Raw genomic sequence first — 22,943 nt, 5'->3', positions numbered from 1 at the left:
AACCGCCCCGGTTCAGTGCGCGCCGGCCGCCGTCAGGTCACCCCGTACCGGGTCGCCCACCATGCCGGGGGCCGCCGCCGCCGGGTCGGCGCCCAGCTCGATGATCCGGTTGTCGGCGTCCACATGGACCACCCGGGGCTGGTACTCCCGGGCGACCGCGTCCTCCAGCTGCGCGTACGAGATGATGATGACCAGATCCCCCGGGTGCACCAGGTGCGCCGCCGCGCCGTTGATGCCGATCACGCCGCTGCCCCGCTCACCGGGGATCGCGTACGTCTCCAGCCGGGCGCCGTTGGTGATGTCCACGATCGCCACCTGCTCACCGGGCAGCAGGTCCGCGGCGTCGAGCAGATCCGCGTCGATGGTGACCGAGCCGACGTAGTGCAGATCCGCCTGGGTGACGGTGGCCCGGTGAATCTTCGACTTGAGCATGGTGCGGAGCATCGGGGTGGTCCTCCGGGTCAGACAAGCCCGCGTCGGGCCGGCTTGGCCAGATGTACGGGAAGGTTGTCGATCAGTCGGGTCCGACCGATCCAGGCGGCCACCAGCAGCCGGGCCGGTCCGGCCTGCGGCCCCGGTTCGAGATCCGGATCGGTGAGCGCCAGGTAGTCCAGGCGGGTCTGCGAAGTGGCGGCGTCCGCGAACACCTTGTGCGCGGCGGCGAGCGTGCCGGCCGCGTCCGCCCCGCTCGCGGCGGCGGACGCACCCGCGCGCAACGCGGCGGACAGCGCCCGGGCGGCGGCCCGCTCGGTCGGCGACAGGTAACGGTTGCGACTGGACAGCGCCAGCCCGTCCGGCTCACGCACGGTCGGCACGCCGACGATCTCCACCGGCAGATCCAGGTCGCGGACCATCCGCCGGACCATGATCAGCTGCTGGTAGTCCTTCTCGCCGAAGAACGCGTACCGCGGCTGGACCAGGTTCAGCAACTTGAGCACCACGGTCAGCACCCCGCGGAAGAAACCCGGCCGGGTGCCGCCCTCCAGGTCCTCGCCGAGCGGGCCCGGATCCACCCGGACCGTCGGTTCGCTTCGCGGGTACATCTCGTCGCGGTCCGGTGCGAAGACCAGGTCCGCGCCGGCCCGGCGACAGATCTCCAGATCCGCCTCCAGGGTGCGCGGGTAGCGGTCGAAGTCCTCGTTCGGGCCGAACTGCAACGGGTTGACGAAGATGGTGACCACCAGGTGCGCGGCCCGCTGCCGGGCGGCCCGCAACAGGGCCTCGTGCCCGGAGTGCAGCGCGCCCATCGTCATCACCACCGCGACCGCGCCGGGCATCGCGGCCCGGGCCTCGGCCAGGTCGGCGCGGGTGTGCACGACGGCGGTCATCCGACCGTTTCCCGGTGCGCGTCGGCCAGCACGCCCAGCAGCGACTCGGCGTCCACCGGCCGGAGCCGGCCCGCCGCGATGGCCCGGTCGGCGGTCCGCCGGGCCAGCGCCCGGTAGGCCGGAACGGCCTGCGGCGCGGTGGCGGCGAGCCGGTCCAGGTGCCGGGCGACGGTGCCGGCGTCGCCCCGGGAGACGGGCCCGGTCAGGGCCGCGTCGCCGAGCCGCAGGGCGTTGTCGAGAGCGGCCTGCAACAGCGGCCCGAGCACCTTCTCCGGCTCGGCCACGCCGGCCTCCCGGAGCCGGTCGGCCGCCTCGTTGACCAGGGTGACCAGGTGGTTGGCGCCGTGCGCGAGGGCGGCGTGGTAGAGCGGGCGGTCCGGCTCGGCGACCCACTCCGGAACGCCACCCAGGTCGGTGACCAGCCGGGCGGCGAACGCCCGCAGCTCGGCCGGCGCGGTGACCCCGTACGAGATGCCGGGCAGGTTCGCCAGGTCGGCGGCGGTGCCGGTGAAGGTCATCGCCGGATGCAGGGCGAGCGGGTGGCACCCGGCCGCCGCGGCGGCGGCCAGCACGTCGAGGCCGTGCGCACCGGAGGTGTGCGCCACCACCTGTCCCGGCCGGAGCGCCCCGGTCGCGGCCAGCCCGGCGACGACGCCGGGCAGCGAGTCGTCCGGTACCGCGATGATCAGCAGGTCGTCGGCAGCCCCGGCCACCTCGTCCGCCGGAAGGTTGGCGACGCCCGGCAGCAGCCGTCCGATCCGGCCGCGGGCCACCGCGGAGACGCCGGAGGCGGCGACCACCCGGTGCCCGGCACGGGCCAGGGCGGCGCCCAGCACGGCGCCGACCCGCCCGGCGCCGATGACACCGACGGTGAGCGAACCGACCGTCCGGCGCGGTCCGGCACCGGACCGGGCGGAGAAGGCGGTACGGGCACCACGCGATGGTGTGCTCATAGCGATGATCCAGTCCTCGACATGTGGGTACCGGTCGATCGCAAGTATGCGCCGGTCCGCGCGGGCGCGGACAGAACATGTGAAAACCTTCACCGGTGACCCCATCCGTCCCGGCACCGTCCGCCTCCGGTCCGCTCCCCTGGCGTACGGCGATGGACCGGGCACTGTACGGCCCCGACGGGTTCTTCGTGTCCGGTGGTGGGCCCGGCGCCCATTTCCGGACCAGCGTGCACACGGCGGCCGGCTTCGACGCGGCGGTGCTGCGGCTGCTCGACCGGGTCGACGCCGCGCTCGGCCGGCCGGCGCGGCTCCAGGTCGTCGACGTCGGCGCCGGGCGGGCCGAGCTGCTCACCGGGCTGGCCGCGCTCGCGCCGCCCGAGCTGGCCCGCCGGCTCCGGCTGACCGCCGTCGAACTCGCCCCGGCGCCGGACCGCCCGGTCGACGGGATCGAGTGGCGGGACACCCTGCCGGACCGGGTCACCGGGCTGCTGCTGGCGAACGAGTGGCTGGACAACGTACCGCTGGAGGTGGTGGAGTCCGACGGCGCCGGCGGCTGGCGAACGGTGCTGGTCGATCCGACCACCGGCACCGAGACGGTGGGTGGACCCGTCGGCCCGCTCGACGCGCAGTGGCTGCGGACCTGGTGGCCGGCCGGTTTCCGGGCCGAGGTGGGCCGGACCCGCGACCTCGCCTGGGCCGACGCGGTCCGCGCCGTCGACCGGGGACTGGCGGTGGCCGTCGACTACGGCCACCGCGGCGGGCAGCGGCCGGTGGCCGGCTCGCTCACCGGCTTCCGGGCCGGTCGCCAGGTCCCGCCGGTGCCCGACGGGACGTGTGACCTGACCGCCCACGTGGCGATCGACGCGGTCGCGGCCGCCGGTCAGGCGGTGGCCGGACTGCCGTACACCCTGATGGCGCAGCGGGACGCGCTGCGCGCGCTCGGTGTCGACGGGCGCCGGCCACCGCTCTCGCTGGCCTCGACGGACCCGGCCGGCTACCTGCGGGCGCTGGCCGCGGCCTCGGCGGCGGCCGAACTCACCGACCCGGCCGGTCTCGGCGGGCACTGGTGGCTGCTGCAACCGGTGGGCGTCGAGCCCGCGGCGGTCATGGCACGATGACGGACATGACCACGGAGACCGGGGCCACCCGGGAACTGACCGTCGGCACCGGAGCCGGTCTGGTCGCCGGGACCGGAGGCGACGGCCGCCAGCTCGGCGCCGACATGGTCCTCAACATCGGACCGCAGCACCCGTCCACCCACGGCGTGCTGCGGCTCAAGCTGGTGCTCGACGGCGAGCGGGTGGTCGCCTGCGAACCGATCGTCGGTTACATGCACCGGGGCGCCGAGAAGCTGTTCGAGGTGCGCGACTACCGGCAGATCCTGGTGCTGGCCAACCGGCACGACTGGCTCTCCGCCTTCGCCAACGAGCTGGGCGTGGCCCTGGCCGTCGAGCGGCTGATGGGCATCGAGGTGCCGGAGCGGGCCACCTGGCTGCGGACCGCCCTGGCCGAGCTGAACCGGGTGCTCAACCACCTGATGTTCCTCGGCTCGTACCCGCTGGAGATCGGCGCGATCACCCCCGTCTTCTACGCGTTCCGCGAGCGCGAGACGCTGCAGACGGTGATGGAGGAGGTCTCCGGCGGGCGGATGCACTACATGTTCAACCGGGTCGGCGGCCTCAAGGAGGAGGTTCCGGCCGGCTGGACCCGGCGGGCCCGGCAGGCGATCGACGAGGTCCGGCGGCGGCTGCCCGACCTGGACAACCTGATCCGGCGAAACGAGATCTTCCTGGCCCGTACCGCCGGGGTCGGGGTGTTGTCGGCCGCCGACGCCGCGGCGTTCGGCGCGTCCGGCCCGGTCGCCCGGGCCTCCGGGCTCGACCTGGACCTGCGCCGCGACGAGCCGTACCTGGCGTACGGGGAACTGGACGTGCCGGTGGTGACCCGGACCGCCGGCGACTGCCACGCCCGCTTCGAGGTGCTGCTCGACCAGGTGTACGTCTCGCTGGACCTGGCGCAGCAGTGCCTGGACCGGGTGGACCGGGTGACCGGGCCGGTCAACGTCCGGCTGCCGAAGGTGGTCAAGGCGCCGGAGGGGCACACCTACGCGTGGACCGAGAATCCGCTCGGCATCAACGGCTACTACCTGGTCTCCCGGGGCGAGAAGACGCCCTGGCGGATGAAGCTGCGCACCGCCTCGTACGCCAACGTGCAGGCGCTGTCCACCCTGCTGCCGGGCTGCCTGGTGCCCGACCTGATCGCCGTTCTCGGGTCGATGTTCTTCGTGGTCGGCGACATCGACAAGTGAACCGGTGAACCGGGCGGTTCAGCGCCAGCGCTCCTCGGGATAGTCCGGCTCGGCCCGCCGCCGGGCTCCGCCGGCCCGGGGTACCTCGTCGTTCGGCGGATAGCCGTACTCGTTGTCGTCGTACCGGCGACGGGCGCCGGCCATGGCCTCCCGGCCACCGTCCGCGGTGTCGGCACCGCCGGGCCAGTCGTCGGGGCGCCGGTGCCGGTCGGCACCCGCGCCGGACGGGACCGGGTACGGCTCCTCGTACGGTTCGTCGTCGCTGCGCAGCGCGGCGTACCGGTCCGACCCGGGCGCCCCGGCGTGCGCGCCGGGCCGACCGCCGCGCCCGTCGTCGCCGTCCGTCGACCAACGGCCACCGGAGCGCAGGTCGGACCAGTAGTCGACGTCGGCCGGATCGTCGGTCGGTTCGACCGCCCGACCGTGCCGCTGGTCGGAGCCGTACTGGTCGCCGGTGAACTCGGGGTCGCGGTGCGCGTCCCACTGGCCGGTGCCCGACGGCGCGTGCTCCGACCAGTTGCCCTGCCCGGTGTCCGGTTCCGGCTCCGAGTAGTGGGCGCCGACGCCGGCGTACCGGTGACCGGTCCCGGTCGGGTCCTCGGTGTCCCCGGTCGGCCGGCCGACCGGGGCGGCGGCGGGGCCGTGGAACGGACCGGTCCGGGGCCGGCCGGGCTCCGGCGGCATCGGGCCGCGCGGGCCCGGCGGCGGGACCTGGGCCCGGCCGCCCGGCTGCCGGGCCGGCGGGCCCTCGGCGGGCACCGGGCCCGGTTGCAGCACGTCACCGCTGTGGTGTCCGCCCGCCACCCGCTCGGCCGACCGGAACGACCCGCCCGGGCCCGGCGGAGCCGGATAGCCGCCCTGCTCGGGCTCGGCCGGCGCGGGACCGCGTTCCGGCACCCGGGCCGCGGCCCGCGGTGGCACGTCCGGCACCCGCGCGGCGGCCCGCGACGGCACGTCCGGCACCCGCGCGGCGGCCCGCGGCGGGGCGTCCGGCACCCGCGCCGCGGCCAGCGGCGGCACGTCCGGGGTACGACCCGCGGCGCGCGGCGGCACGTCGGGCACCCGTGCGGCCGCCCGCGGCGCGGCGTCTGCCGGTCGAGGCGCGGCGGCCCGGGTCTGCTCCGCCGGTCGCGGTCCGGTCGGCCCGGGCTCCGGGGCGCGCTGCCCCGGTACGCCCGCGCCGCGCACCGCCTCCAGTTGACCGCGCAGCACGTCGACGTTGTGCTGCAGAACGCGCAGCCGTTCCCCGAGCGCCTGCTGGCTGGCGTGCGTCGCGGTCGCGATCTCGCCGCGCAGCAGGTCGAGGTCCTCATGCAGGGTGTCCTCGATGGCGTCGCGCACCGACTCGGCGTTGCCGCCCAGCACCACGGACAGCCCGATCAGCACGACGCACAGGATGCCCAGCACCGCGGCGACCCGCAGGATGCCGTTGCTCTGTCCGACCAGGAGCAGCAACGCGGCGATCGGCGCCAACCCGACGCCAACCCAGAACAGTACGGGCAGCAGCCGGTTTCGGCTCCGCCCTGCGGTGGAATCGGTTCCGGCCATGGCAGGAAAGCCTACCGAGAGTTCCGGCCGGCCGCCGAGGCGGTGCGCCACCGGGACGTGCCCGGCCGGCGCACCGCCGTGCCGTCGACGACGGCCGGACCGGGTCAGCCGGCGAGTTCACCGTCCGAGGAGAGGACCAGTCCGACGCTGGCCGAGCCGGACTTCAGGGCGGACTTGGTCTGCGGGCCGCCCGCGTCCAGCGAGCTGAAGGTGCCCGCCTTGAAGTTGTAGACCTGCACCAGACCGGCCTGGCACTTCGGCCGCTGCGGGCACTCCGGTGGGCCGGCGAGCACCGTCGCCTGACCGGAGCACTTGTCGGCCAGGTCCGAGATGGTCTTCACGCCGTACTTGTCGGCGAACTCCTTGGTCACCGCGAACGCGTTCTGGTCCTGCGCGGTGGACGGCTTGCCGAACGTGATGCCCACCTTGTCGCCGAGCGTCTTGAGGCCGGACACCGTCTTGTCCAGGTCGGGGGACGAGACGGAGGCCGCGTCCTTGCCGTTGGCCTTGCCGTTGAGGAAGTCCGCCATCGTCGCGGCGTACTCCGGTACGACCTGGATCTCGCCCTTCTCCAGGGCCGGTTCGTACAGTTCCCGGTTGCCGATGGTCTGCACGGTCACCTGGTAACCGGCGCCGGTCAACGCGATCCGGTAGAGCTCACCGAGGATCTTGGCCTCGCTGAAGTCGGCGGACCCGACCACGATCTTGCCGGATCCCTTGGCCAGCCCGTCGGTGATCTTCTGAGCCGCGGCGAACTCCTCGGCGGCCACCTTCGGCGTCTTGCGGTCCACGTCGACCGCCTTGTTGAGGGCGATCAGCTTGCTGGTGTCCAGCGCGTCGGACACCTTGTCCAGGGCGGCGACCAACTCCGGCTTGGCCACCTTGGCGCTGATGGCGGGGATGACGTTGTCGGTGTTCTGCAGCTTCTTGTCGTCGTCGAGGACGACCAGTTTGCTGCCGGCGACCGGGGCGCAGCCCGCGCCGGAGGCGCCCGCCGCCGGCGCCTGGGTGCCGGACGAGCCGGCGTTGCCGCATCCGCTGAGGATTCCGGCCGCGGCGAGCGCGCCGACGGCTCCGATGGCTAAACGTGCACGTGGGCTCATGCTGCCCGCCTTCCGTGTCCCGGCGCGACCCGTGACGGGCCGGCCGCGTGTCCGACGGGCGATCTTTCCGACGGTCGCCCGCGACTTTCCACCCCAACATCGTTCCTACCGCACCGACAACTCGGAGCGACGCTTGTCACCAGATCGTCACTGAGTCGTGGATCAGGATTCCGGACACCGGGTGGTCAACCGGACAAACGGTCCGGACGGTACGTCGCGGGCTCAGGTGCCCTGGATCGCGGCGGCGGCGCGACGGTCGGCGCGGGTCCGCCGGCGACGCAGCGGCCGGGGCGTGACCATCCGTTCGACCACGGCCAGGATCACCTCCACCAGCAGGGCCAGCAGGGCGACCAGGACGCCGCCGGCCAGGATCTGCCCGCCGCCGACCGCGATCCCGAGGCCGAACCCGGCACTGATGATCTGGCCGAGGCCACCGCCGTTGACGAACGACGCCAGCGCGGCGGTCGCCACCACCTGCACCGCGGCGGTGCGGAACCCGGCCGCCAGGTAGGGCACCGCCAACGGCAGCTCGACCCGGCGCAGCAACTGGCCACCGGACAGCCCCATCCCGCGCGCCGCGTCCCGCGCCTCCGGGTCCACCTGGCGTACCCCGGTGTAGGCGTTGGCGAGCAGCGGCGGCACCGCGAACACCGCCAACGCGATGATCACCGGCCGTTGGCCGAACCCCAGGAAGGTCAACGGCAGCAGGGTGAGCAGCGCGACCGTGGGAATGGCGAGCGTGACGTTGGACAGCAGCACGACGAGCCCGCCGCCCCGGCCGGTGTGTCCCAGCCACAGGCCGATCGGCCAGGCCACCAGGCAACCCAGCGCCACCGCGGCGGCGGAGATGGTGAGGTGCTCGCCGAGCCGGTCGAGCACGCCGCCCGGGTTGGTCCAGTTGAGCGGATCGTTCAGCCACACCACGGCCTGCTGGATCGGATTCACCTGAGCCTCTTTCCGGCCGTGTCGTCGGCGGTCACCGGGCGCTCCGGCGGGTGCTCTGCCACGGGGTCAGCAGCCGACCGATCCCGGCCAGGACGAGGTCGAGCACCAGCGCCAGGGCCACGCAGAGCACGGTGCCGGTGACGATCTCGGCCTTGTAGAAGTTGTTGCGGAAGCCACCGAGGATGAGCTGACCGAGTCCGCCGTGCCCGACCAACACCCCCACGGTCACCAACGCGACCGTGGAGACGGTGGCCAGTCGTACGCCGGTGACGATGCCGGGCAGGGCCAGCGGCAGGTCGATCCGTACCAACCGGGCGAGGCGTCCGTAGCCCATGCCCCGGGCGGCGTCGCGCACCTCCGCCGGCACCTGGTTGAGACCGGCCAGCGAATTGCGGATGATCAGCAGGAGGGCGTACAGCACCAGACCGATCAGAACCGTGCCCGTGCCGGTCCCGACGTACGGGGCGACGAAGGCGAACAGCGCCAGCGACGGGATCGTGTAGAGCACGCCGGACAATGCGAGAATCGGTCCGGTGAGGGACCGGAACCAGTACGCGGAGACGGCCAGCGGGATCGCCACCAGCGCCGCGATGGCCACCGCCTGGGCGGTGAGGACGGCGTGTTCCCGCAGCGCCGCGAGGATTGTGTCTGAATTGTCCCGCACATACTGCCAGGAGAACCACGGATTCGCCGGGTCCGCCCGGTAGATCAAGTGGAAGGACATACGTGGACGTTACCCCGGGGGGCAGTTCCCCCGCCGCACCCGGCGGCCTACCGGCCAGCGCCGCGGCGATCTCACTACAGGACATCCGCAAGCAGTACCCGGACTCCACCGTCGCGGTCGCCGACCTCAGCCTCGAGGTGAAGGCCGGCGAACTGGTCGTGCTCATCGGTCCGTCCGGCTGCGGCAAGTCCACCGTGCTCCGGATGATCAACCGGCTGATCGAGCCGACCGCCGGCCGGATCCTGCTCGACGACGAGGACGTCACCGCCGCCGACCCGGTGCGGTTGCGGCGCCGGATCGGCTACGTCATCCAGAACGTCGGGCTCTTCCCGCACCAGACGATCCTCGCCAACGTCGGCACCGTGCCGCGGCTGATCGGCTGGTCGTCCGCGCGGATCCGGACCCGCTCCGAGGAACTGCTGGAACTGGTCGGGCTGGACCCGGCGACGTTCGGCCGGCGCTACCCGCACGAGCTGTCCGGCGGGCAGCGGCAGCGGGTCGGGGTGGCCCGCGCCCTCGCGGCCGATCCGGTGGTGCTGTTGATGGACGAGCCGTTCTCGGCGGTCGACCCGATCGCCCGGGCCCGGCTGCAGGAGGAGTTCCTGCGCCTGCAGGCCGAGGTCCGCAAGACCATCGTCCTGGTCACCCACGACCTCGACGAGGCCGTCCGGCTGGGCGACCGGATCGCGATCCTGTCCCAGGGCGGCAAGCTGGAGCAGTACGACACGCCGGCGGCCCTGCTCGGCGAACCCGCCTCCCCGTTCGTGCGGGAGTTCGTCGGCACCGACCGGGGCATCCGCCGGCTGGCCGTCACCCCGGTCACCCGCGACCTGCTGGATCCGCCGGACGCCTCGACCGAGCCGGGCCTGCCCACCGTACGGCTCGGCTCGTCGCTGTACGACGCGCTGGCCACCATGCTCACCTCGAACGCCGACCACGCCCGGGTGACCGGCGACGGCGAGCCGCTCGGCCTGCTCAGCCGGCACCGGCTGCTGAGCATCGACTATCCCGCGGACCCGGTGGAACGGGCGTAGCCGCCCCGCACTCGCCGAGGCGCGGCCGGCCCGCGAACGGACCGGCCGCGCGTCGGGGCGGTGCGTCACGACGTGGGCTCAGCCGCGGCCCCGGCGGGCCCCCAGGGTGGCGATGCCGATGATCCAGCCGACGAACAGGCCGTATCCGGCGCCGACGCCGGCCGCCTGGAAGGCGCCGAGCAGCGACGGGTTGGACTGGACCAACGCGGTGAGCAGGGCCGCGAAGGCCCCGGCGAAGATGTAGGCCGCCCAGCCGGCGAAGAACTGGCTGAGCGTCCCGCGGGCCCGGGCCAGTTGGGAGCCGGGCAGGAGATAGAGGAAGAGCGCGGTCAGCGCGACCACCAGGATCGCCTTGAGGTCGGCCGCGAACACGTCCTGGACGGAGTCGCCGGAGTCGAACCTCCAGCCGGGCCAGGCGAGCAGTTGCAGGAACCAGCCTCCGGCCGTCCTGCCGTTGGTGTTGTCCCGGGCCCAGTCGGCATACCAGGGGCTGCCGAAGACCAGGACCAGCACGAGGGCGGTCAGCGTACCCGCGCCCACTGCTGTCTTGTAGCGGTTGGTGAGAGCCATGGCGCCGTTAATTCCCAGCGTGCCGCGTCGACCAAACCTGGCGGAGTCATATCCGTAAATATGGCTGCCGGTCCGGAAAGCGTGGAAGACGCCGGTCGTCCGGGGCGGTCAGTGTTTCATCAGATAGTCGATGAAGGCCGCCCGCAGCAACGGCGCCGACTCCTCGTACCCGTGCCCGGTGAGCTCCCGCCAGAGGGCCACCGCCTCGTCCACCGTGGGACCCACCGAATTGGGTGAGCCGTCCAGCGCCTCGGCCTCGTCGGCGTTGGGCAGGTGCCGGACGATCGACCAGAAGAAACCGACGTCCCGGCGGTGGCGGGCCACCTCGAAGGCCCGCTCGCGCAGTTCCTCAGTGGACAGGGCGTCCAGCTCGGCGAAGGTGGGGCCGCGGTCGGTCGGCGAGTCGTTCATGGCCCGAGCCTATCCGGCCCGGGCCGACGAGGAGCGGAGTAGGCCGGGAGCGGGCCTCGTGTCCGGCCGGGTCCGGGGGCGGATCACCGGTCGGTGCCCCAGCGGTCGTTCCACGGGTCGGCGCGCGCCTCGCTCGGCTGGGTGGGCATCGTCGGCCAGGAGTTCGTCCCGCCGGTTCGCCCGCCACTCCAACCGGACCCGTCGACCGGGTCCGGATCCGGCTGCCATTCCTCGTACCGGCCGGCTCGCGCGGCCCGCGGCCGGCCGAGCGTCTCCACCAGCCGGGTGACCACCAACCCGCCGGCGACGGTCACCGCCGCGATCGCGCCGAGCGCGATGTGCCAGTTCTTGTACTCGGCGTACCTGACGAACAGGGTGAGCAGGACGACCGCGAGCAGGGTGCCGAAGATGCCGCCCCGACGGCCGAACGCGCTGGTGCCGCCGACCAGGGCGGCGCCGATCGCCAACCCGGTCCATTCGAGTCCCGGCTCGGGGACGACCGGACCGGTGCCGTTCGCGGCGATCAACACCCCGGCGAGCATCGCCAGCACCATCGACCCGATGATCGCGAGGGTGGCGAACAGACCGGCCGGGCCGCCCCGGCGGCGGGCCGGGTCGCCCGTCGGCCGGAACCGGCCGATCGCCCGGCGCAGCGGCTTGATCGTGCCGAACAGCCCGCTCAGCACCGCCACGGCGGCGAATCCGCCGAACAAATAGAGGGCCGAACGCTTCGGATCGAACTCGCCCTGCACCGCCACCGGCGCGGTGCGCTGCTGGACGAAGACGATCGTTCCGAGCGCGGCGGCGAGGGTGGCCGCCCAGCTCGGCACGTGCAGGCCGACCACCAGCACGGCGACCGCCAGGCCCAGGCCCACGGTGAACAGGGTGGCCGGGAGCATCGCCGGGACGAGGCCCCGGTCGCCGTTCTCGGCGAAGTGCAGCGCCGCCGCCACGGCCACCGGGCCGACGGCGAGGTTGGGCACGGCGGCCCGCATCGACAGGCCGGCGCCGAGCGCCAGCAGCCCGAGCGCGGTCGCACCGACCAGCAGGGTCGTGAACTCCGTGTCGCGCAGCGCGGCCGGGTCCTCCGAATAGAGCAGGAACGCCACCACGCCCACGGCGAGCAGGAGAAGGGCCTCCCAGGCCAGGTGCACCCCGATCCGGTCCCGGCCCGGTTCGCCGTGCGCCGGATCGTCGAACACGTCGTCCAGTTCGGCGGTGGAGATCCCCCGCCGGCCCGTCCGGTAGCCGTACTCGGAGTCGTCCGACGTGCCGTAGCCGTCCGGGTCCGTGCTGTCGGTGTCCCGCCGTCGGTAGCCCGGCTCGTCGTACGCCATCCCGCGCGCCTCCCCTGCTCATCCGCCCATCGGCTCGACGGTGAACGATGGGATCCGGACCGGTCGCAGGCACGGTACTCGGGTCGGGTGCCGGACGTAACCCCCCGCGCGGTCGGCGACCACGGCCGGACCCCGAGACGACCCTTCTCCCGGCCGGCGGCGGTCGGGGCTGCCCCCGGCGCCGGTCACTCGGGCCGGTCGTCGTCCCGGTTCTCCTCGTCGGGCCGGTCCGGTACCCGGCAGGCCCGTTCCAACCACAGCGCCGCGCCGACCAGCGCCAGCGACGCGACCAGTCCGCCGACGGCGGCCGGAAGATCGTCGTACGCCGCCCGGGTCCGTTCGACGGCCAACCAGACGGAGACGCCGGCGTAGAAGCCGGCGAAGATCGACCCGGCCAGCGAGGACGCCTTCGCCAGCACCGCGAACCGGGCCACGGCGAGCGGCTCCACCGGCTCCCGGCCCGGCTTGCGGTCGATCCGGGCCCGGGTGTTGACCGCCGCGTACGCCTCCAGCACGGCGAGCCCGAGCAGCGTCACGTTCGGCAGCCAGGGCAACGCCGGGATGTCGGCGTAGAGGCCGCTGATCACCAGCCAGGCCACCGCCGCGGCGGCCATCGCGGCGACGAACAGGGTGGACAGCCGGGTCGGCCCCATCGTCGGGCGGTCGGACGCGGGCCCTCGTGGCGGCGACTGTCGCTCGGTCATCCCGTCGACTCTAACGTCATGTCCGGCCGGGGACGAAGCGCAACGGCGTCGTCGGCCAGCGGCGCCGCGTTGAGCAGGTCGGTCAGCCAGCCGTGCCCGGGCAGCCGGCCGTACGGCTGGATGTCCAGCCACGGACGCAGGACGAACGCCCGCAGGTGGGCCCGGGGGTGCGGCAGGGTCAGCTCCGGGTCGTCGCGCAGCACCGGTTCGTCCCGGTCGTCCCAGACCGTGACGACGTCGACGTCGATGCTGCGCGGGCCGTACCGGCGGGCCGGGTCGCGGACCCGGCCGGCGGCGTCCTCGACCGCCCGGGCCCGGGTCAGCCAGTCCCGCGGCCCGGCCGCCGGGTCGACCACCAGCACCACCGCGTTGAGGTACGCGGGCTGGTCGGGATCCCCCCACGGCGGCGTCTCGTACACCCCGGAGGTCAGCACCAGCACGTCCCGCAGCGCGGCCACCGCTCGGCGCAGCTCGCCCAGCCGGTCGCCGAGGTTGCTGCCGAGGGAGAGCACGGCCCTGGTCATCGGTCAGCGCCCCCTGGTCAGGGTGACGGCCACGTCGGCGAACTCGTGCGGGATGGGCGCCTGCGGCTTGTGCACGGTGACCGTGGCGGTGGCCACCCGGGTATCGGCGAGGCAGGCGCCCACCAGCCGGTCGGCCAGGGTCTCGATCAGGTTGACCGGCTCGCCGGTCACGATGGCCACCAGCCGGTCGGCGAGTTCGCCGTAGTGGACGGTGTCCCGGACGTCGTCCGAGCCGGCCGCCGGGCCCAGGTCCAGCTCCAGCGCGACGTCCACGACGAAGTCCTGACCGTGTTCCCGCTCGACGTCGTACACGCCGTGCCGGCCCCGGGCGCGCAACCCGGTCAGCGTGATCCGGTCGGTCATCGGGTGTCCTCCGTATCGGGTGAGGTCGTTCCGCCGGCCGGCGGCGGTTCCGGGGTCGGCCCGCCGACCGCCGACCGGTCCGGCGGCGCCGCGGTGACCAGGCAGGGCCGGCCGCTGGCCTGCCAGACCGCGAGCGCGTCCACGGTCGCGCGGACGTCGTGCACGCGCACCCCCCAGGCGCCGGCCGCGACGGCCAGCACGCTGGTGGCGACGGTGGCCGCCACCCGGCCGTCGACCGGCCGCGGCGTGCCGTCCGGGTCGGCCAGCAGCCGACCCAGGTACGACTTGCGGCTCGCCGCGAAGAGCAGCGGGTAGCCGAGGTCCAGCAGCTCCGGCAGCCGGGCGGTGAGTGCCCAGTTGTCCGCCGCGCCCTTGGCGAAGCCCAGCCCCGGGTCGATCACGATCCGGTCGGGCCTGACGCCGGCGGCGAGCGCGGCGTCGATCCGCCGGGCCAGTTCCGTCCGCACGTCGGCCACGACGTCGGTGTAGCTGGCCAGCTCGGCCATCCGCTTGGCGTGGCCGCGCCAGTGCATCAACACCCAGGGGCGGCCGGCCGCGGCGACCACCGTCGCCATGTCGGGATCCGCGAGACCGCCGGAGACATCGTTGACCACCGCCGCCCCGGCCTCCAACGCGGCGGCCGCGACCCGCGCCCGGGTGGTGTCCACGCTCACCGGTACGCCCAAGGCGGTCAGCTCCCGGACCACCGGCAGGACCCGGGCCGCCTCGGTCGCGGCGGGCACCCGGTCCGCACCCGGTCGGGTGGACTCACCACCGACGTCGACCAGGGCGGCGCCGTCCCGCCACATCCGCAGACCGTGCCGCACGGCGTGGTCCCGGTCGGCGTAGCGGCCGCCGTCGGAGAACGAATCGGGCGTTACGTTGAGAACACCCATCACGACCGGCCGGCCGGACCGCAGCAGATCCGCCGCCGGGTCGGGCGCCGCCCCGGGCGCGCCACGAGCCTCGGATGTCACGGCTAGACGGTACCCACACCCGCCCGGCCGCACGTCGACCGGCCACTGTCGAACAGGTGTACGGTTGGCCCGGTCAGAGGGGACGAGTCGCCGATGTCTTCGCAGCTTGTTAGAGAAGAGGGTGCGCCGTACGCTTTGCATCTGCGAGGCACTGAACGGCGAAGTCTAGGGAGATGGGCCGAAGCGGTATGAATCACCCAACTTCCGTCACGACTCGTGGCGGCAACGGGACGCGACGTCAGCCGACGAAGCGTCCGACCAGGTGTTTCCGCCAGGCTTGACAACTGCAACGCGGCTTCGCCGGCCGCGCCTTGGGGAGGTTGTGTTCGGATGATCGCCACGGAGTTGGTGGACGCGGCGTGGACCGGTGCCGCGCACGCGTTCCAGACCCTTACCGCGGCCGTGCCGGCAGCGGCACCGGCGCCGAAGACCATCAACACCGAGGGCGTCGTCACCTTCTTCGCCAGCAAGGTGGCGCCGATCCTGCTCGCCGTGCTCGGCGTCATCTTCATCGGCCGGGCCAGCCGGGGTGAGATCTCCAAGGTGCTGACCAGTTCGGCCATCGCCATCGTCGGGCTCGCCTTCATCGCCGGCGCCGCGACCCTGTTCTTCGTCGGCGACTACCTGATCAAGCTGATCTTCCAGTAGGCGCGGGCACGAGATGCGGCTGCGCACCGACGACGACATCTACCGGGCCCGCCTGGTCTACCTGGGCCCGCCGGGTTACACGCTGCCCGTTCACCTGCCCTACGCGCAGTACGGCCTGTTCATCCTGCTGGTCCCGCTGTACGTGTTCATCCACTGGCTCTTCACCTTCACCGTCGACCTCTTCCCGGCCTGGGAGATCGCGCTCGCGATCGTCAGCACCTCGTTCGTCTTTCGCTACGTCGATCCCGACCGGCCGGCCCGCATGGTGATCCGTACCGCGCTCACCGACTGGCGACGCACCCGCGAGCCGGCCACGGAGCAGCGCGACCCCCGACTGGTGGCGACCCGGATCCGGGTCCGTGAGGAGTTGGCATGAACCACCCCTGCGAGGCGACGGCATGACCCGCTACCCCCCGCCGGGCTCCCGCCGCCCGGCCGAACGCCGAGACGACCCGGATGGTAACGGTATGCAGTCGCGCGACTACCCGGACGCGGAGGCCGATGAGCTGGAGGAGCTCGACCCGGCCCTGGTCAGCAGCACCGGGCACGGTCCGGTGGCGCGGTTCCAGGCGCCCCAGCCGATCCGCGGCCGGCACACACCGTCCACCCCGGCACCCCGACGGCCCGCGGCCGAGCACCCCGACATCGACTCCCCGTTCCTCGACCTGTTCGGCGGTCCGGTGCCCCGGCCCGGTCCGGGCAACGGACACCCGGCGGCCCGCCCGCCGCTGATCCCGCCCACCCAACGGCGTCCCGGACCGGACGACCGGCCGGAGCCGCCCCGGACCACCGAGGAACCGCGGCGGACCGAGACCCGGGCCGGAACGCCGCCGCCGGCGCCGCCCGCCCCGACTCCGGTCCGCGCCGCGCCGCCGCGTCCACCGGCCGCGGCACCCGGTCACGCCGGGCCGGCCGTACCGCCGGCGAACGGTCCGGTGCCGGGCGCCCCGGCCGGCTGGAGCACGCGGCCGACCGGTCAACCCGTACCCGGGCAGGCCCACCGAGCCGGGTCGGACCGGACCCTGCCGCCGCCGGCCGCCACCGCGCCCGTCGACCGGCCGGCCCAGACACGCCCGGACCCGGCGGCACCGCCGGTCACCCGGCCGGCGGCCGTACCGCACCAGGTCGCCGGCGGCGCGGCGCACCGACCGCCGCCGGCCGGCCCGCCGGTCACCGCGCCGGCACCGGTCGAGCAGCCTCCGAACACCCCGGCCGAGCGACGCGCGGACAAGAAGCAGGCGAAGCGCTCGCGGCCCGCGAAGACCCCGGCGGTACGCCCCCCGAAGGTCAAGTTCGGCGACCGCGACCCGGCCGTCGACCTCGCCATCACCGAGATCGCCGGGCACCTCACCTTCACTCCCAACACCGTCACGGCCTGGTACTGGCTGCCCGAGGTGCGCTGGGCGTTCCGGCCGGACGCCGAACGGGAGGCACTGCTCTCGGCCATCTCCGAGCAGTACGCCGGCCTCGCCGGATTCCGGGTGCACCTGCGCCGCACCACCCGCCCGTTCCCGGCCGACGAGTGGGCGCGCACCATCGACGCGCACACCGCCCGCCCGCTACCGACCGTGCAGGGTGGGAACAGTTGGGCCGACCACCTGGTCGCGGCGCAGCGGCACCTGCTGTCGGTCAACCACGCCGAGGGCCAGACCTACCTCGGTGTCACCTTCGCCCGCCGGTCGCTCGGCGACTCGTTCACCGAACGGATCCTGCGCACCTTCGGCCGGGGCGTCGCCGAGGGCGAACGGCGCAAACTCGGTCGGACCGTCGAGCAGTTCGACGAGGTGCTCGGGGCGTTCGGCATGCGCGGCCGACGGGTGACGGCACAGGAACTGGAGTGGCTGCTCTACCGTTCGGTGGCGCTGTGCATGGCCCCGCCCGGTGCCCTCTCCCCGGCCACCAACGGCCGGTGGGAACGCGGCGACCTGCTCGCCCTGACCGAGCAGGTGGAGCGCTACCGCACCCCGTACGGCTCCACGGTGAAGCTGGTCAACCGGATGACGGGCGAGGAACGGCACGTCGCCGTGCTCGCCGTCGGCCGGATGGAACCGCTGGAGATCCCGGAACGGCACGAGCCGTGGCTGCACTTCCACGAGCGCCTGCCCTGGCCGATGGAGCTGTCCACCCGGGTCGACCTGCTCGGACCGGGTGACTCGTTCCGCAACCTGGAGCACCGGTTGCGGATGATCCGCTCCCAGCAACTCGATTACGCCGAACACGGCATCGACGCGCCACCGGAACTGGAACGGTTGGCCAAGCGGGCACTGGTCATCGGCGACGAGATGACCACCGGTCTGCCGGTGGACTCGGCCCGCGCACACGGCTGGCACCGGATCGCGGTGGGCGGTCGCAGCCGGGAGGAGTGCCTGGAGCGGGCCCGCCGGCTCATCCAGCTCTACTCCCGGGAGTTGCGCATCTCGCTGCAACATCCGAAGAACCAGGACTGGCTGGCCCGCGAGTTCATCCCGGGCGAACCGGTGGCGAACACCGGTTACATCCGCCGGATGCCGGTCAACCTGCTCGCCGCCGCACTCCCCCAGGCCGCGTCGACCGTCGGTGACCGGCGCGGCGACCTGATCGGGCGTACCGCCGGGACCTGCCGGCGGCCGGTCTTCCTCGACCTGCACTTCCCCATGGAGGTACGCGAACGCTCCGGGCTGGCCGTGTTCGTCGCCGAGCCGGGCGGTGGCAAGTCGACCCTGCTGGGTGCGCTCGGCTACCTGGCCGCCCGGCGCGGCGTGCAGGTGACCCTGCTCGACCCGTCCGGTCCGCTGGCCCGGTTGTGTTCGATGCCCGAGCTGCGGCCGTACTCGCGGGTGCTGAACCTGACCGGGTCCGAGCAGGGGACGCTGGCACCGTACTCGTTGATCCCCACCCCGGTCCGCGGCGAGTTCGCGGCCGGCGCGGCCGGCGACCGGGAGTTCGAGATCGCGGTCTCCAACGCCCGCGCCGAGCGCCGGATGCTGGTCCAGGACATCTGCATGATGCTGGTGCCGCCGCAGGTGGCCCGCGAGGCGTCCACCGCAACCCTGCTCCGGCACGCGGTCCGCCAGGTGCCGGCCGAGGAGACGTCCACCCTGGACGACGTGGTGGCCTGCCTAACCGGGCTGGACAACGACGACGGCAAGGAGCTGGCCAACCTCCTGCTCGACACCGCCGAGATGCCGCTGGCCCTGCTCTTCTTCGGCCGGCCGCCGGAGGGCCTGCTCGGCGCCGACGCGGCGTTGACGGTGATCACCATGGCCGGGCTGCGGCTGCCCGACCTGAAGATCGAACGGGAGTACTGGTCGGCCGAGGAGGCGCTGGCGCTGCCGATGCTGCACACCGCGCACCGCCTGGCGGTCCGCCGCTGCTACGGCGGCTCGATGTCCGCCCGCAAGCTGGTCGGTCTGGACGAGGCGCACTTCATGGAGGGCTGGCGTTCCGGTCGGTCCTTCCTGGTCCGGCTGGCCCGGGACTCCCGGAAGTGGAACCTGGCCGCCCTGGTGTCCTCGCAGAACCCCAGGGACATTCTCGGCCTGGACGTGCAGAACCTGGTCTCCACCGTGTTCGTCGGCCGGATCGCCGAGGACGCCGAGATCGCCAGCGACGCGCTGCGACTGCTCCGGGTGCCGGTCGACGACGGCTACGAGGCCACCCTCGCCTCCTTGTCCAACGTGGACGCAACCTCGTCGGCGCGCCTGGGTTTCCGGGAGTTCGTGATGCGCGACGTGGACGGCCGGGTGCAGAAGGTCCGGGTCGACGTGTCGTACGTCGACGGGCTGCTCGACCATCTCGACACCACACCGACGGCCGCCAAGGCCACGGTCTCCACCCTGCCGAGCACCATTCCGGATCTGGAGGAGTGACATGGGCAGGCGGGTCGCCGCACTCGTTCTCGCCATCGGGATCCTGGCCGTCGCGACACTGACCTGGCCCTTCCTCGGTGGCACCCAGCCGGCCTCGGCAGCCCCGGTGTCCGCCCAGGCAGCCGCCAATGTCTGTACCACAAAGGAGTGGCAGGCCAACTTCCGGACGTGCGTCGACAAGCTGAAGGACACCGGCGGAGCGACGGTGGATTGCAAGAAGCCGCCGATTCCCAGTGCTCCGGACTCAGGGCTCGCCGGATGGTTCTCCTCCGCTCCGGACCTGAGCAAGGGCGCGGCGCCTCGCGGCCTCTACAGTACCTACGGCTACGCCGGATACAGCTACACCACGTACGACCTGGAAGGCAGTGGCTGTCTCACAAGCGTTTTCCATCCCGGCTACGCAGTCACCACCACGATCGCCAACGGCGAGTTTATGGTCGCCACCGCGGTCATCGGCGCGTCCAATGCGCTGCGCGAACGCGCCTGGAACCCGAAGTCGATGTGGGGCTGGGCCGACCCGCTGGTGGAACGGGCCACCAAGGCCGTCTACGAGAAGGTGTTCAGTGTCTTCGGCATCATCACCCTCTGCGTGGTCGGGCTCTACCTGATCTGGCGTTCTCGTCAGTCGGACATGAGCAATGCGATGACCACGGCTGGCTGGGCATTGTTCGTGATGGTCGCGGTCACCGCATTGGCCGCTTGGCCGGTCCGGTCGGCGAACATCGCCGATGGCACCTTGACGACGTCGCTCGGCGTGGTACACGACGCGATCGGACCTCAAGAGTCGGACACCGGTCCGGGAGCCTGTGACGACCCGACGCCTGGTGCCTGCACCGACAACCGGCCGCCCGCCGTCCGCGCCAGCAATACCGTGACCGAGAGCATGCTCTACCGCAACTGGTTACGCGGCATGCTTGGCTCCGCCGACAGTGAGACCGCCAAGAAGTACGGTCTCGCCCTCTACGATGCCAAGTCCTTGTCGTGGGAAGAAACCCAAAAGATGCGGGCCAACCCGACGTCCCGTGACGCGACCATTTCCGCCAAGCAGACGCAGTGGATGAAGGTCGCCAACCTAATCAAGGTGGAGGACCCGGAGGCATACGAATATCTCCAAGGTGCCCGGGACATGGACCGGATCGGGTCCGGATTCATCGCCGTGTTGGCCGCGGTGATGTTCGCGATGTTCGACCTCGTCGCGTCGCTGCTCGTGCTGCTCGGTTTTCTGATCTTCCGGTGGGCGGTGATCGCCGCGCCGATCCTCGGCACGGTGGGCCTGCTCCGGCCGGCCAGTGGCGGGCTGCGTCGGCTGGGCAACGCCGTGGTCGCGGCGATCTTCAACATCGCGATCTTCGGCACCGGGGCCGCGATCTATCTGTTCGCCGTCGACCTGATCATGAGCACCCCGACACTGCCCGGCTGGTTGCAGGTGGTGCTGGTCTGGCTCACCGGCGTGGTCGGGTGGCTGTTGCTGCGCCCCTACCGGCGGATCACCCAACTCGGCGGCAAGGACGCCGGAAACGACTCGCGGGCCTGGCACATCCGGTTCATCCGGGACGTACGGGAGTCCTCCCGGTCGGACGCGGCGGAGCCGAGCGCCGCACGGCCCGGCCGGCGTGCCCAGGTGGTCGCCGAGCAGACCAACCTCCGGCCGGAGGCGCGGCTGGAGGACCCGGCCCACGCGCGGGCCGGCCGGCCGGACGGCACGGACCGGGAAAAGGAGGCTCCCGCCGAGCAGTCGGAGCGTTCGGCCCCGGCGCAGCGCGCGCCCGCGGCGCCGCGCCGCAGGCATCCGTCCGCCTGGGAGGAGTCCGACATCCCGGAGGAGTCGCCGTCCTTCGCGATCTACCGGCCCGACTCGGCGGGTGAGCAGCAGCCAGTCGCGCGACCTGAGCCACGGGTCCGTTCCGAAGCGAGGTGAGCGGGGTGCGCAAAGCGGTCGAATTCCTGTTCACCCGGGTGCTGCGGTCCCGGATCGGGGTAGCGCTGGGGCTCGCCGTGGTCGTCCTCGGCATCGTCGGCGCCGCCCGACTGTACGCCGGTCCGACCGACCCGGTGGTCCGGGCCCGGCCGCCCGCGCCGATCGCCACCGTCGATCCCGAGGCCGGCGACGACGGCGTCATCGACGCGGAGTCAACGCCCACCCCGAGTACCAGCCCCGGCGCGGCGGCACCCGGTACGGTCGCCAAGGCGTTCGCCACCGCCTGGCTGCTGCACCGGGGGGTCCCGGCCGAGCAGTGGCACGCCGCTCTGGCGCCGCATTCGACCAAGGCGCTGTCCGAGAAGCTCTCCGGCGTGGATCCGGCAGGCGTACCGGCCGACGAGATGACCGGCGAGCCGGTCGTGGACCCGAGGACGCCGACCCTGGTCGAGGTCACCGTCCCGATGAACGCCGGACGGCTCCGACTGCAACTCGTCGCCCCGGATGGCCGGTGGCTGGTCGACACCGTGGACTGGGAGCGATCATGAGTGATCTGGCTGCCACACCGACCGATCGGCGCCGGCCGCGGCGCCGGCTGGCCGTCCTCATCGGGCTGCTGGGAACATTCCTGCTGCTGTGCTGCGGCGGCGGAACCCTGGTCGTGCTGTCGGGCTTTGCCGGCGACGGGGACGATCCGGCCGTCGACCGGCTGGCCGCCGACGCCTGTGGCCAGGGCGGGGTGGTCGACGCCAACGGCAAGCTGCCATCCGTTGACTCCTACGGCCCGGACAAGATCCGCAATGCGGCGATCATCATCAACGTCGGTAAGCAGATGTCGGTGCCGCCGCGTGGCTGGATCATCGCCGTCGCCACCGCCATGCAGGAGTCGAACCTGACCAACCTCGGCAACCTGGGCAGTCGCAACGACCACGACTCGATCGGCCTGTTCCAGCAGCGCCCCAGCATGGGCTGGGGTAAACCGGAGCAACTGCGGGACCCCGCCTACACGGCCCGCAAGTTCTACGAGAAGCTGCTCAAGGTGACGGGCTGGCAGACCCGTCCGTTGACCGACGCGGCGCAGCGGGTACAGATCAGCGCCTTTCCGGACGCCTACGCCAAACACGAACCGATCGCCACCCGGATCGTGAACCTCCTGACCAACGGCGCCGCCCGGGCCGTCAACGTGGGGAACCAACTGCGCTGCGCGGCGGCCGGCGACATCACGGCGTCCGGGTACACGCGGCCCGTCCGGGCGAACATCGTCTCCGGATTCCGGACCTCGGAGCGGCCCGGCCACAACGGCGTGGACCTGGCCGCCGCGCGGGGAACCGACATCCACGCCGCCGCCAACGGGCGGGTACTGGTCGCCCGGTGCGACCCCGCGGGGGACGGGTCGTACAGCTGCGACGTCGACGGGTATCCGGGCAAGGGTGGCTGCGGCTGGTTCGTCGACATCCTGCACGCCGGCAACATCATCACCCGGTACTGCCACATGGTCCGCCGACCGGTGGTCAAGGTGGGTGATCTCGTGCAGGCGGGGCAGGTGATCGGTCAGGTGGGCACCAGTGGCGACTCCTCCGGCCCGCACCTGCACTTCGAGGTGCACGTCAACGGCAACCGCGGCTCGGCGGGGGCGATCAACCCGGCGCCGTTCATGAGCGAACGCGGAATCCCCCTCGGCGGTAAGGCGTGAGGCGGCC

General features: G+C 72.9%; 23 protein-coding genes. 9 read left to right on the top strand and 14 right to left on the bottom strand.

The annotated features are described in order from the left end of the window. Positions 1 to 12: 12 nt before the first annotated feature. The 3 genes from panD to ACFOX0_RS00350 are packed head-to-tail and all read right to left on the bottom strand — an operon-like array spanning position 13 to position 2,281. A complete protein-coding gene (gene panD, locus ACFOX0_RS00360) occupies positions 13 to 444 on the bottom strand; it encodes an aspartate 1-decarboxylase (RefSeq protein WP_377541318.1) in 432 nt (143 codons plus the stop codon). 17 nt (positions 445 to 461) lie between these two features. Then, positions 462 to 1,328: a pantoate--beta-alanine ligase gene (gene panC / locus ACFOX0_RS00355; RefSeq protein ID WP_377541317.1), complete on the bottom strand. Its 867-nt coding sequence runs from the start codon at positions 1,326 to 1,328 to the stop codon at positions 462 to 464. Beyond that, complete coding sequence (locus ACFOX0_RS00350) at positions 1,325 to 2,281, bottom strand: Rossmann-like and DUF2520 domain-containing protein (RefSeq protein ID WP_377541316.1); 957 nt, start codon at positions 2,279 to 2,281, stop codon at positions 1,325 to 1,327. The genes panC and ACFOX0_RS00350 overlap by 4 nt, the downstream gene beginning before the upstream one ends. 152 nt (positions 2,282 to 2,433) lie before the next feature. Here ACFOX0_RS00350 and ACFOX0_RS00345 point away from each other — a divergent pair, with 152 nt between their 5' ends. Together ACFOX0_RS00345 and ACFOX0_RS00340 are read left to right on the top strand one after the other, a co-directional pair. Next, a complete protein-coding gene (locus tag ACFOX0_RS00345; protein WP_377541842.1) occupies positions 2,434 to 3,399 on the top strand; it encodes an SAM-dependent methyltransferase in 966 nt (321 codons plus the stop codon). After that, positions 3,396 to 4,589, top strand: coding sequence for an NADH-quinone oxidoreductase subunit D (locus tag ACFOX0_RS00340; RefSeq protein WP_377541315.1), 1,194 nt, complete (start codon positions 3,396 to 3,398; stop codon positions 4,587 to 4,589). Before ACFOX0_RS00345 ends, ACFOX0_RS00340 begins: the two co-directional genes overlap by 4 nt. An 18-nt stretch (positions 4,590 to 4,607) precedes the next feature. Here ACFOX0_RS00340 and ACFOX0_RS00335 read toward each other — a convergent pair whose 3' ends face one another. From ACFOX0_RS00335 to ACFOX0_RS00320, 4 genes are all read right to left on the bottom strand, one after another. After that, positions 4,608 to 6,137, bottom strand: coding sequence for a hypothetical protein (locus ACFOX0_RS00335; RefSeq protein WP_377541314.1), 1,530 nt, complete (start codon positions 6,135 to 6,137; stop codon positions 4,608 to 4,610). Positions 6,138 to 6,241: 104 nt separating this feature from the next. Continuing rightward, positions 6,242 to 7,240 (bottom strand): glycine betaine ABC transporter substrate-binding protein, encoded by a 999-nt coding sequence (locus ACFOX0_RS00330; protein ID WP_377541313.1) that lies wholly within the window; start codon positions 7,238 to 7,240, stop codon positions 6,242 to 6,244. 222 nt (positions 7,241 to 7,462) lie between these two features. Then, positions 7,463 to 8,185 carry an ABC transporter permease gene (locus ACFOX0_RS00325; RefSeq protein WP_377541312.1) on the bottom strand — a complete coding sequence of 241 codons (723 nt, stop codon included), beginning with the start codon at positions 8,183 to 8,185 and terminating at the stop codon, positions 7,463 to 7,465. Between the two features lie 31 nt (positions 8,186 to 8,216). Then, positions 8,217 to 8,909, bottom strand: a complete 693-nt coding sequence (locus tag ACFOX0_RS00320) for an ABC transporter permease (RefSeq protein ID WP_377541311.1) — start codon at positions 8,907 to 8,909, stop codon at positions 8,217 to 8,219. A 2-nt stretch (positions 8,910 to 8,911) separates the two neighbouring features. Between ACFOX0_RS00320 and ACFOX0_RS00315 the strand changes: the two genes are divergently transcribed. Beyond that, the gene (locus tag ACFOX0_RS00315; RefSeq protein WP_377541310.1) at positions 8,912 to 9,943 is read left to right on the top strand and encodes an ABC transporter ATP-binding protein; all 1,032 of its coding nucleotides are present in this window, start codon (positions 8,912 to 8,914) and stop codon (positions 9,941 to 9,943) included. Between the two features lie 78 nt (positions 9,944 to 10,021). Here ACFOX0_RS00315 and ACFOX0_RS00310 read toward each other — a convergent pair whose 3' ends face one another. From ACFOX0_RS00310 to folP, 7 genes are all read right to left on the bottom strand, one after another. Next, positions 10,022 to 10,513, bottom strand: a complete 492-nt coding sequence (locus ACFOX0_RS00310; RefSeq protein WP_377541309.1) for a hypothetical protein — start codon at positions 10,511 to 10,513, stop codon at positions 10,022 to 10,024. Positions 10,514 to 10,621: 108 nt separating this feature from the next. After that, on the bottom strand, positions 10,622 to 10,924 hold the full coding sequence (locus ACFOX0_RS00305; protein ID WP_377541308.1) for a hypothetical protein: 303 nt from the start codon (positions 10,922 to 10,924) through the stop codon (positions 10,622 to 10,624). Between the two features lie 83 nt (positions 10,925 to 11,007). Continuing rightward, entirely contained in the window at positions 11,008 to 12,261 is a 1,254-nt protein-coding gene (locus ACFOX0_RS00300; RefSeq protein WP_377541307.1) for an ABC transporter permease, read from the bottom strand. Between the two features lie 185 nt (positions 12,262 to 12,446). Then, complete coding sequence (locus tag ACFOX0_RS00295) at positions 12,447 to 12,965, bottom strand: DUF3180 domain-containing protein (RefSeq protein ID WP_377541306.1); 519 nt, start codon at positions 12,963 to 12,965, stop codon at positions 12,447 to 12,449. Next, entirely contained in the window at positions 12,962 to 13,489 is a 528-nt protein-coding gene (folK, locus tag ACFOX0_RS00290) for a 2-amino-4-hydroxy-6-hydroxymethyldihydropteridine diphosphokinase (protein ID WP_377541305.1), read from the bottom strand. Before folK ends, ACFOX0_RS00295 begins: the two co-directional genes overlap by 4 nt. A gap of 3 nt (positions 13,490 to 13,492) precedes the next feature. Beyond that, the gene (gene folB / locus ACFOX0_RS00285; RefSeq protein ID WP_377541304.1) at positions 13,493 to 13,852 is read right to left on the bottom strand and encodes a dihydroneopterin aldolase; all 360 of its coding nucleotides are present in this window, start codon (positions 13,850 to 13,852) and stop codon (positions 13,493 to 13,495) included. Then, positions 13,849 to 14,748: a dihydropteroate synthase gene (gene folP, locus ACFOX0_RS00280; protein WP_377541841.1), complete on the bottom strand. Its 900-nt coding sequence runs from the start codon at positions 14,746 to 14,748 to the stop codon at positions 13,849 to 13,851. The genes folB and folP overlap by 4 nt, the downstream gene beginning before the upstream one ends. 411 nt (positions 14,749 to 15,159) lie before the next feature. Here folP and ACFOX0_RS00275 point away from each other — a divergent pair, with 411 nt between their 5' ends. The 6 genes from ACFOX0_RS00275 to ACFOX0_RS00250 all read left to right on the top strand — a co-directional run bounded on the left by ACFOX0_RS00275 (position 15,160) and on the right by ACFOX0_RS00250 (position 22,936). Then, entirely contained in the window at positions 15,160 to 15,477 is a 318-nt protein-coding gene (locus ACFOX0_RS00275) for a hypothetical protein (protein WP_377541302.1), read from the top strand. 13 nt (positions 15,478 to 15,490) lie between these two features. Then, on the top strand, positions 15,491 to 15,853 hold the full coding sequence (locus ACFOX0_RS00270; protein ID WP_377541300.1) for a hypothetical protein: 363 nt from the start codon (positions 15,491 to 15,493) through the stop codon (positions 15,851 to 15,853). Positions 15,854 to 15,944: 91 nt separating this feature from the next. Continuing rightward, the gene (locus ACFOX0_RS00265) at positions 15,945 to 19,325 is read left to right on the top strand and encodes an ATP-binding protein (protein ID WP_377541299.1); all 3,381 of its coding nucleotides are present in this window, start codon (positions 15,945 to 15,947) and stop codon (positions 19,323 to 19,325) included. Between the two features lies 1 nt (position 19,326). Beyond that, complete coding sequence (locus ACFOX0_RS00260) at positions 19,327 to 21,243, top strand: MFS transporter (RefSeq protein WP_377541298.1); 1,917 nt, start codon at positions 19,327 to 19,329, stop codon at positions 21,241 to 21,243. Beyond that, positions 21,240 to 21,791: a hypothetical protein gene (locus ACFOX0_RS00255; RefSeq protein ID WP_377541297.1), complete on the top strand. Its 552-nt coding sequence runs from the start codon at positions 21,240 to 21,242 to the stop codon at positions 21,789 to 21,791. The genes ACFOX0_RS00260 and ACFOX0_RS00255 overlap by 4 nt, the downstream gene beginning before the upstream one ends. Further along, positions 21,788 to 22,936 (top strand): M23 family metallopeptidase, encoded by a 1,149-nt coding sequence (locus ACFOX0_RS00250; RefSeq protein WP_377541296.1) that lies wholly within the window; start codon positions 21,788 to 21,790, stop codon positions 22,934 to 22,936. The genes ACFOX0_RS00255 and ACFOX0_RS00250 overlap by 4 nt, the downstream gene beginning before the upstream one ends. The last annotated feature ends 7 nt before the right edge of the window (positions 22,937 to 22,943 follow it).

The sequence above is a fragment of the Micromonospora zhanjiangensis genome, assembly GCF_042650605.1.
In the GTDB taxonomy this organism is placed as follows: Bacteria; Actinomycetota; Actinomycetes; order Mycobacteriales; family Micromonosporaceae; genus Micromonospora_J; species Micromonospora_J zhanjiangensis.
This window is presented reverse-complemented; position numbering and strand designations above follow the sequence as displayed.

Bases quoted from the DNA above. Each gene is read 5' to 3' on its own strand.
- panD (WP_377541318.1), bottom strand. From the start codon at position 444: ATGCTCCGCACCATGCTCAAGTCGAAGATTCACCGGGCCACCGTCACC.
- panC (WP_377541317.1), bottom strand. From the start codon at position 1,328: ATGACCGCCGTCGTGCACACCCGCGCCGACCTGGCCGAGGCCCGGGCC.
- ACFOX0_RS00350 (WP_377541316.1), bottom strand. From the start codon at position 2,281: ATGAGCACACCATCGCGTGGTGCCCGTACCGCCTTCTCCGCCCGGTCC.
- ACFOX0_RS00345 (WP_377541842.1), top strand. From the start codon at position 2,434: ATGGACCGGGCACTGTACGGCCCCGACGGGTTCTTCGTGTCCGGTGGT.
- ACFOX0_RS00340 (WP_377541315.1), top strand. From the start codon at position 3,396: ATGACGGACATGACCACGGAGACCGGGGCCACCCGGGAACTGACCGTC.
- ACFOX0_RS00335 (WP_377541314.1), bottom strand. From the start codon at position 6,137: ATGGCCGGAACCGATTCCACCGCAGGGCGGAGCCGAAACCGGCTGCTG.
- ACFOX0_RS00330 (WP_377541313.1), bottom strand. From the start codon at position 7,240: ATGAGCCCACGTGCACGTTTAGCCATCGGAGCCGTCGGCGCGCTCGCC.
- ACFOX0_RS00320 (WP_377541311.1), bottom strand. From the start codon at position 8,909: ATGTCCTTCCACTTGATCTACCGGGCGGACCCGGCGAATCCGTGGTTC.
- ACFOX0_RS00310 (WP_377541309.1), bottom strand. From the start codon at position 10,513: ATGGCTCTCACCAACCGCTACAAGACAGCAGTGGGCGCGGGTACGCTG.
- ACFOX0_RS00305 (WP_377541308.1), bottom strand. From the start codon at position 10,924: ATGAACGACTCGCCGACCGACCGCGGCCCCACCTTCGCCGAGCTGGAC.
- ACFOX0_RS00300 (WP_377541307.1), bottom strand. From the start codon at position 12,261: ATGGCGTACGACGAGCCGGGCTACCGACGGCGGGACACCGACAGCACG.
- ACFOX0_RS00295 (WP_377541306.1), bottom strand. From the start codon at position 12,965: ATGACCGAGCGACAGTCGCCGCCACGAGGGCCCGCGTCCGACCGCCCG.
- folK (WP_377541305.1), bottom strand. From the start codon at position 13,489: ATGACCAGGGCCGTGCTCTCCCTCGGCAGCAACCTCGGCGACCGGCTG.
- folB (WP_377541304.1), bottom strand. From the start codon at position 13,852: ATGACCGACCGGATCACGCTGACCGGGTTGCGCGCCCGGGGCCGGCAC.
- folP (WP_377541841.1), bottom strand. From the start codon at position 14,748: ATGGGTGTTCTCAACGTAACGCCCGATTCGTTCTCCGACGGCGGCCGC.
- ACFOX0_RS00275 (WP_377541302.1), top strand. From the start codon at position 15,160: ATGATCGCCACGGAGTTGGTGGACGCGGCGTGGACCGGTGCCGCGCAC.
- ACFOX0_RS00270 (WP_377541300.1), top strand. From the start codon at position 15,491: ATGCGGCTGCGCACCGACGACGACATCTACCGGGCCCGCCTGGTCTAC.
- ACFOX0_RS00265 (WP_377541299.1), top strand. From the start codon at position 15,945: ATGCAGTCGCGCGACTACCCGGACGCGGAGGCCGATGAGCTGGAGGAG.
- ACFOX0_RS00260 (WP_377541298.1), top strand. From the start codon at position 19,327: ATGGGCAGGCGGGTCGCCGCACTCGTTCTCGCCATCGGGATCCTGGCC.
- ACFOX0_RS00250 (WP_377541296.1), top strand. From the start codon at position 21,788: ATGAGTGATCTGGCTGCCACACCGACCGATCGGCGCCGGCCGCGGCGC.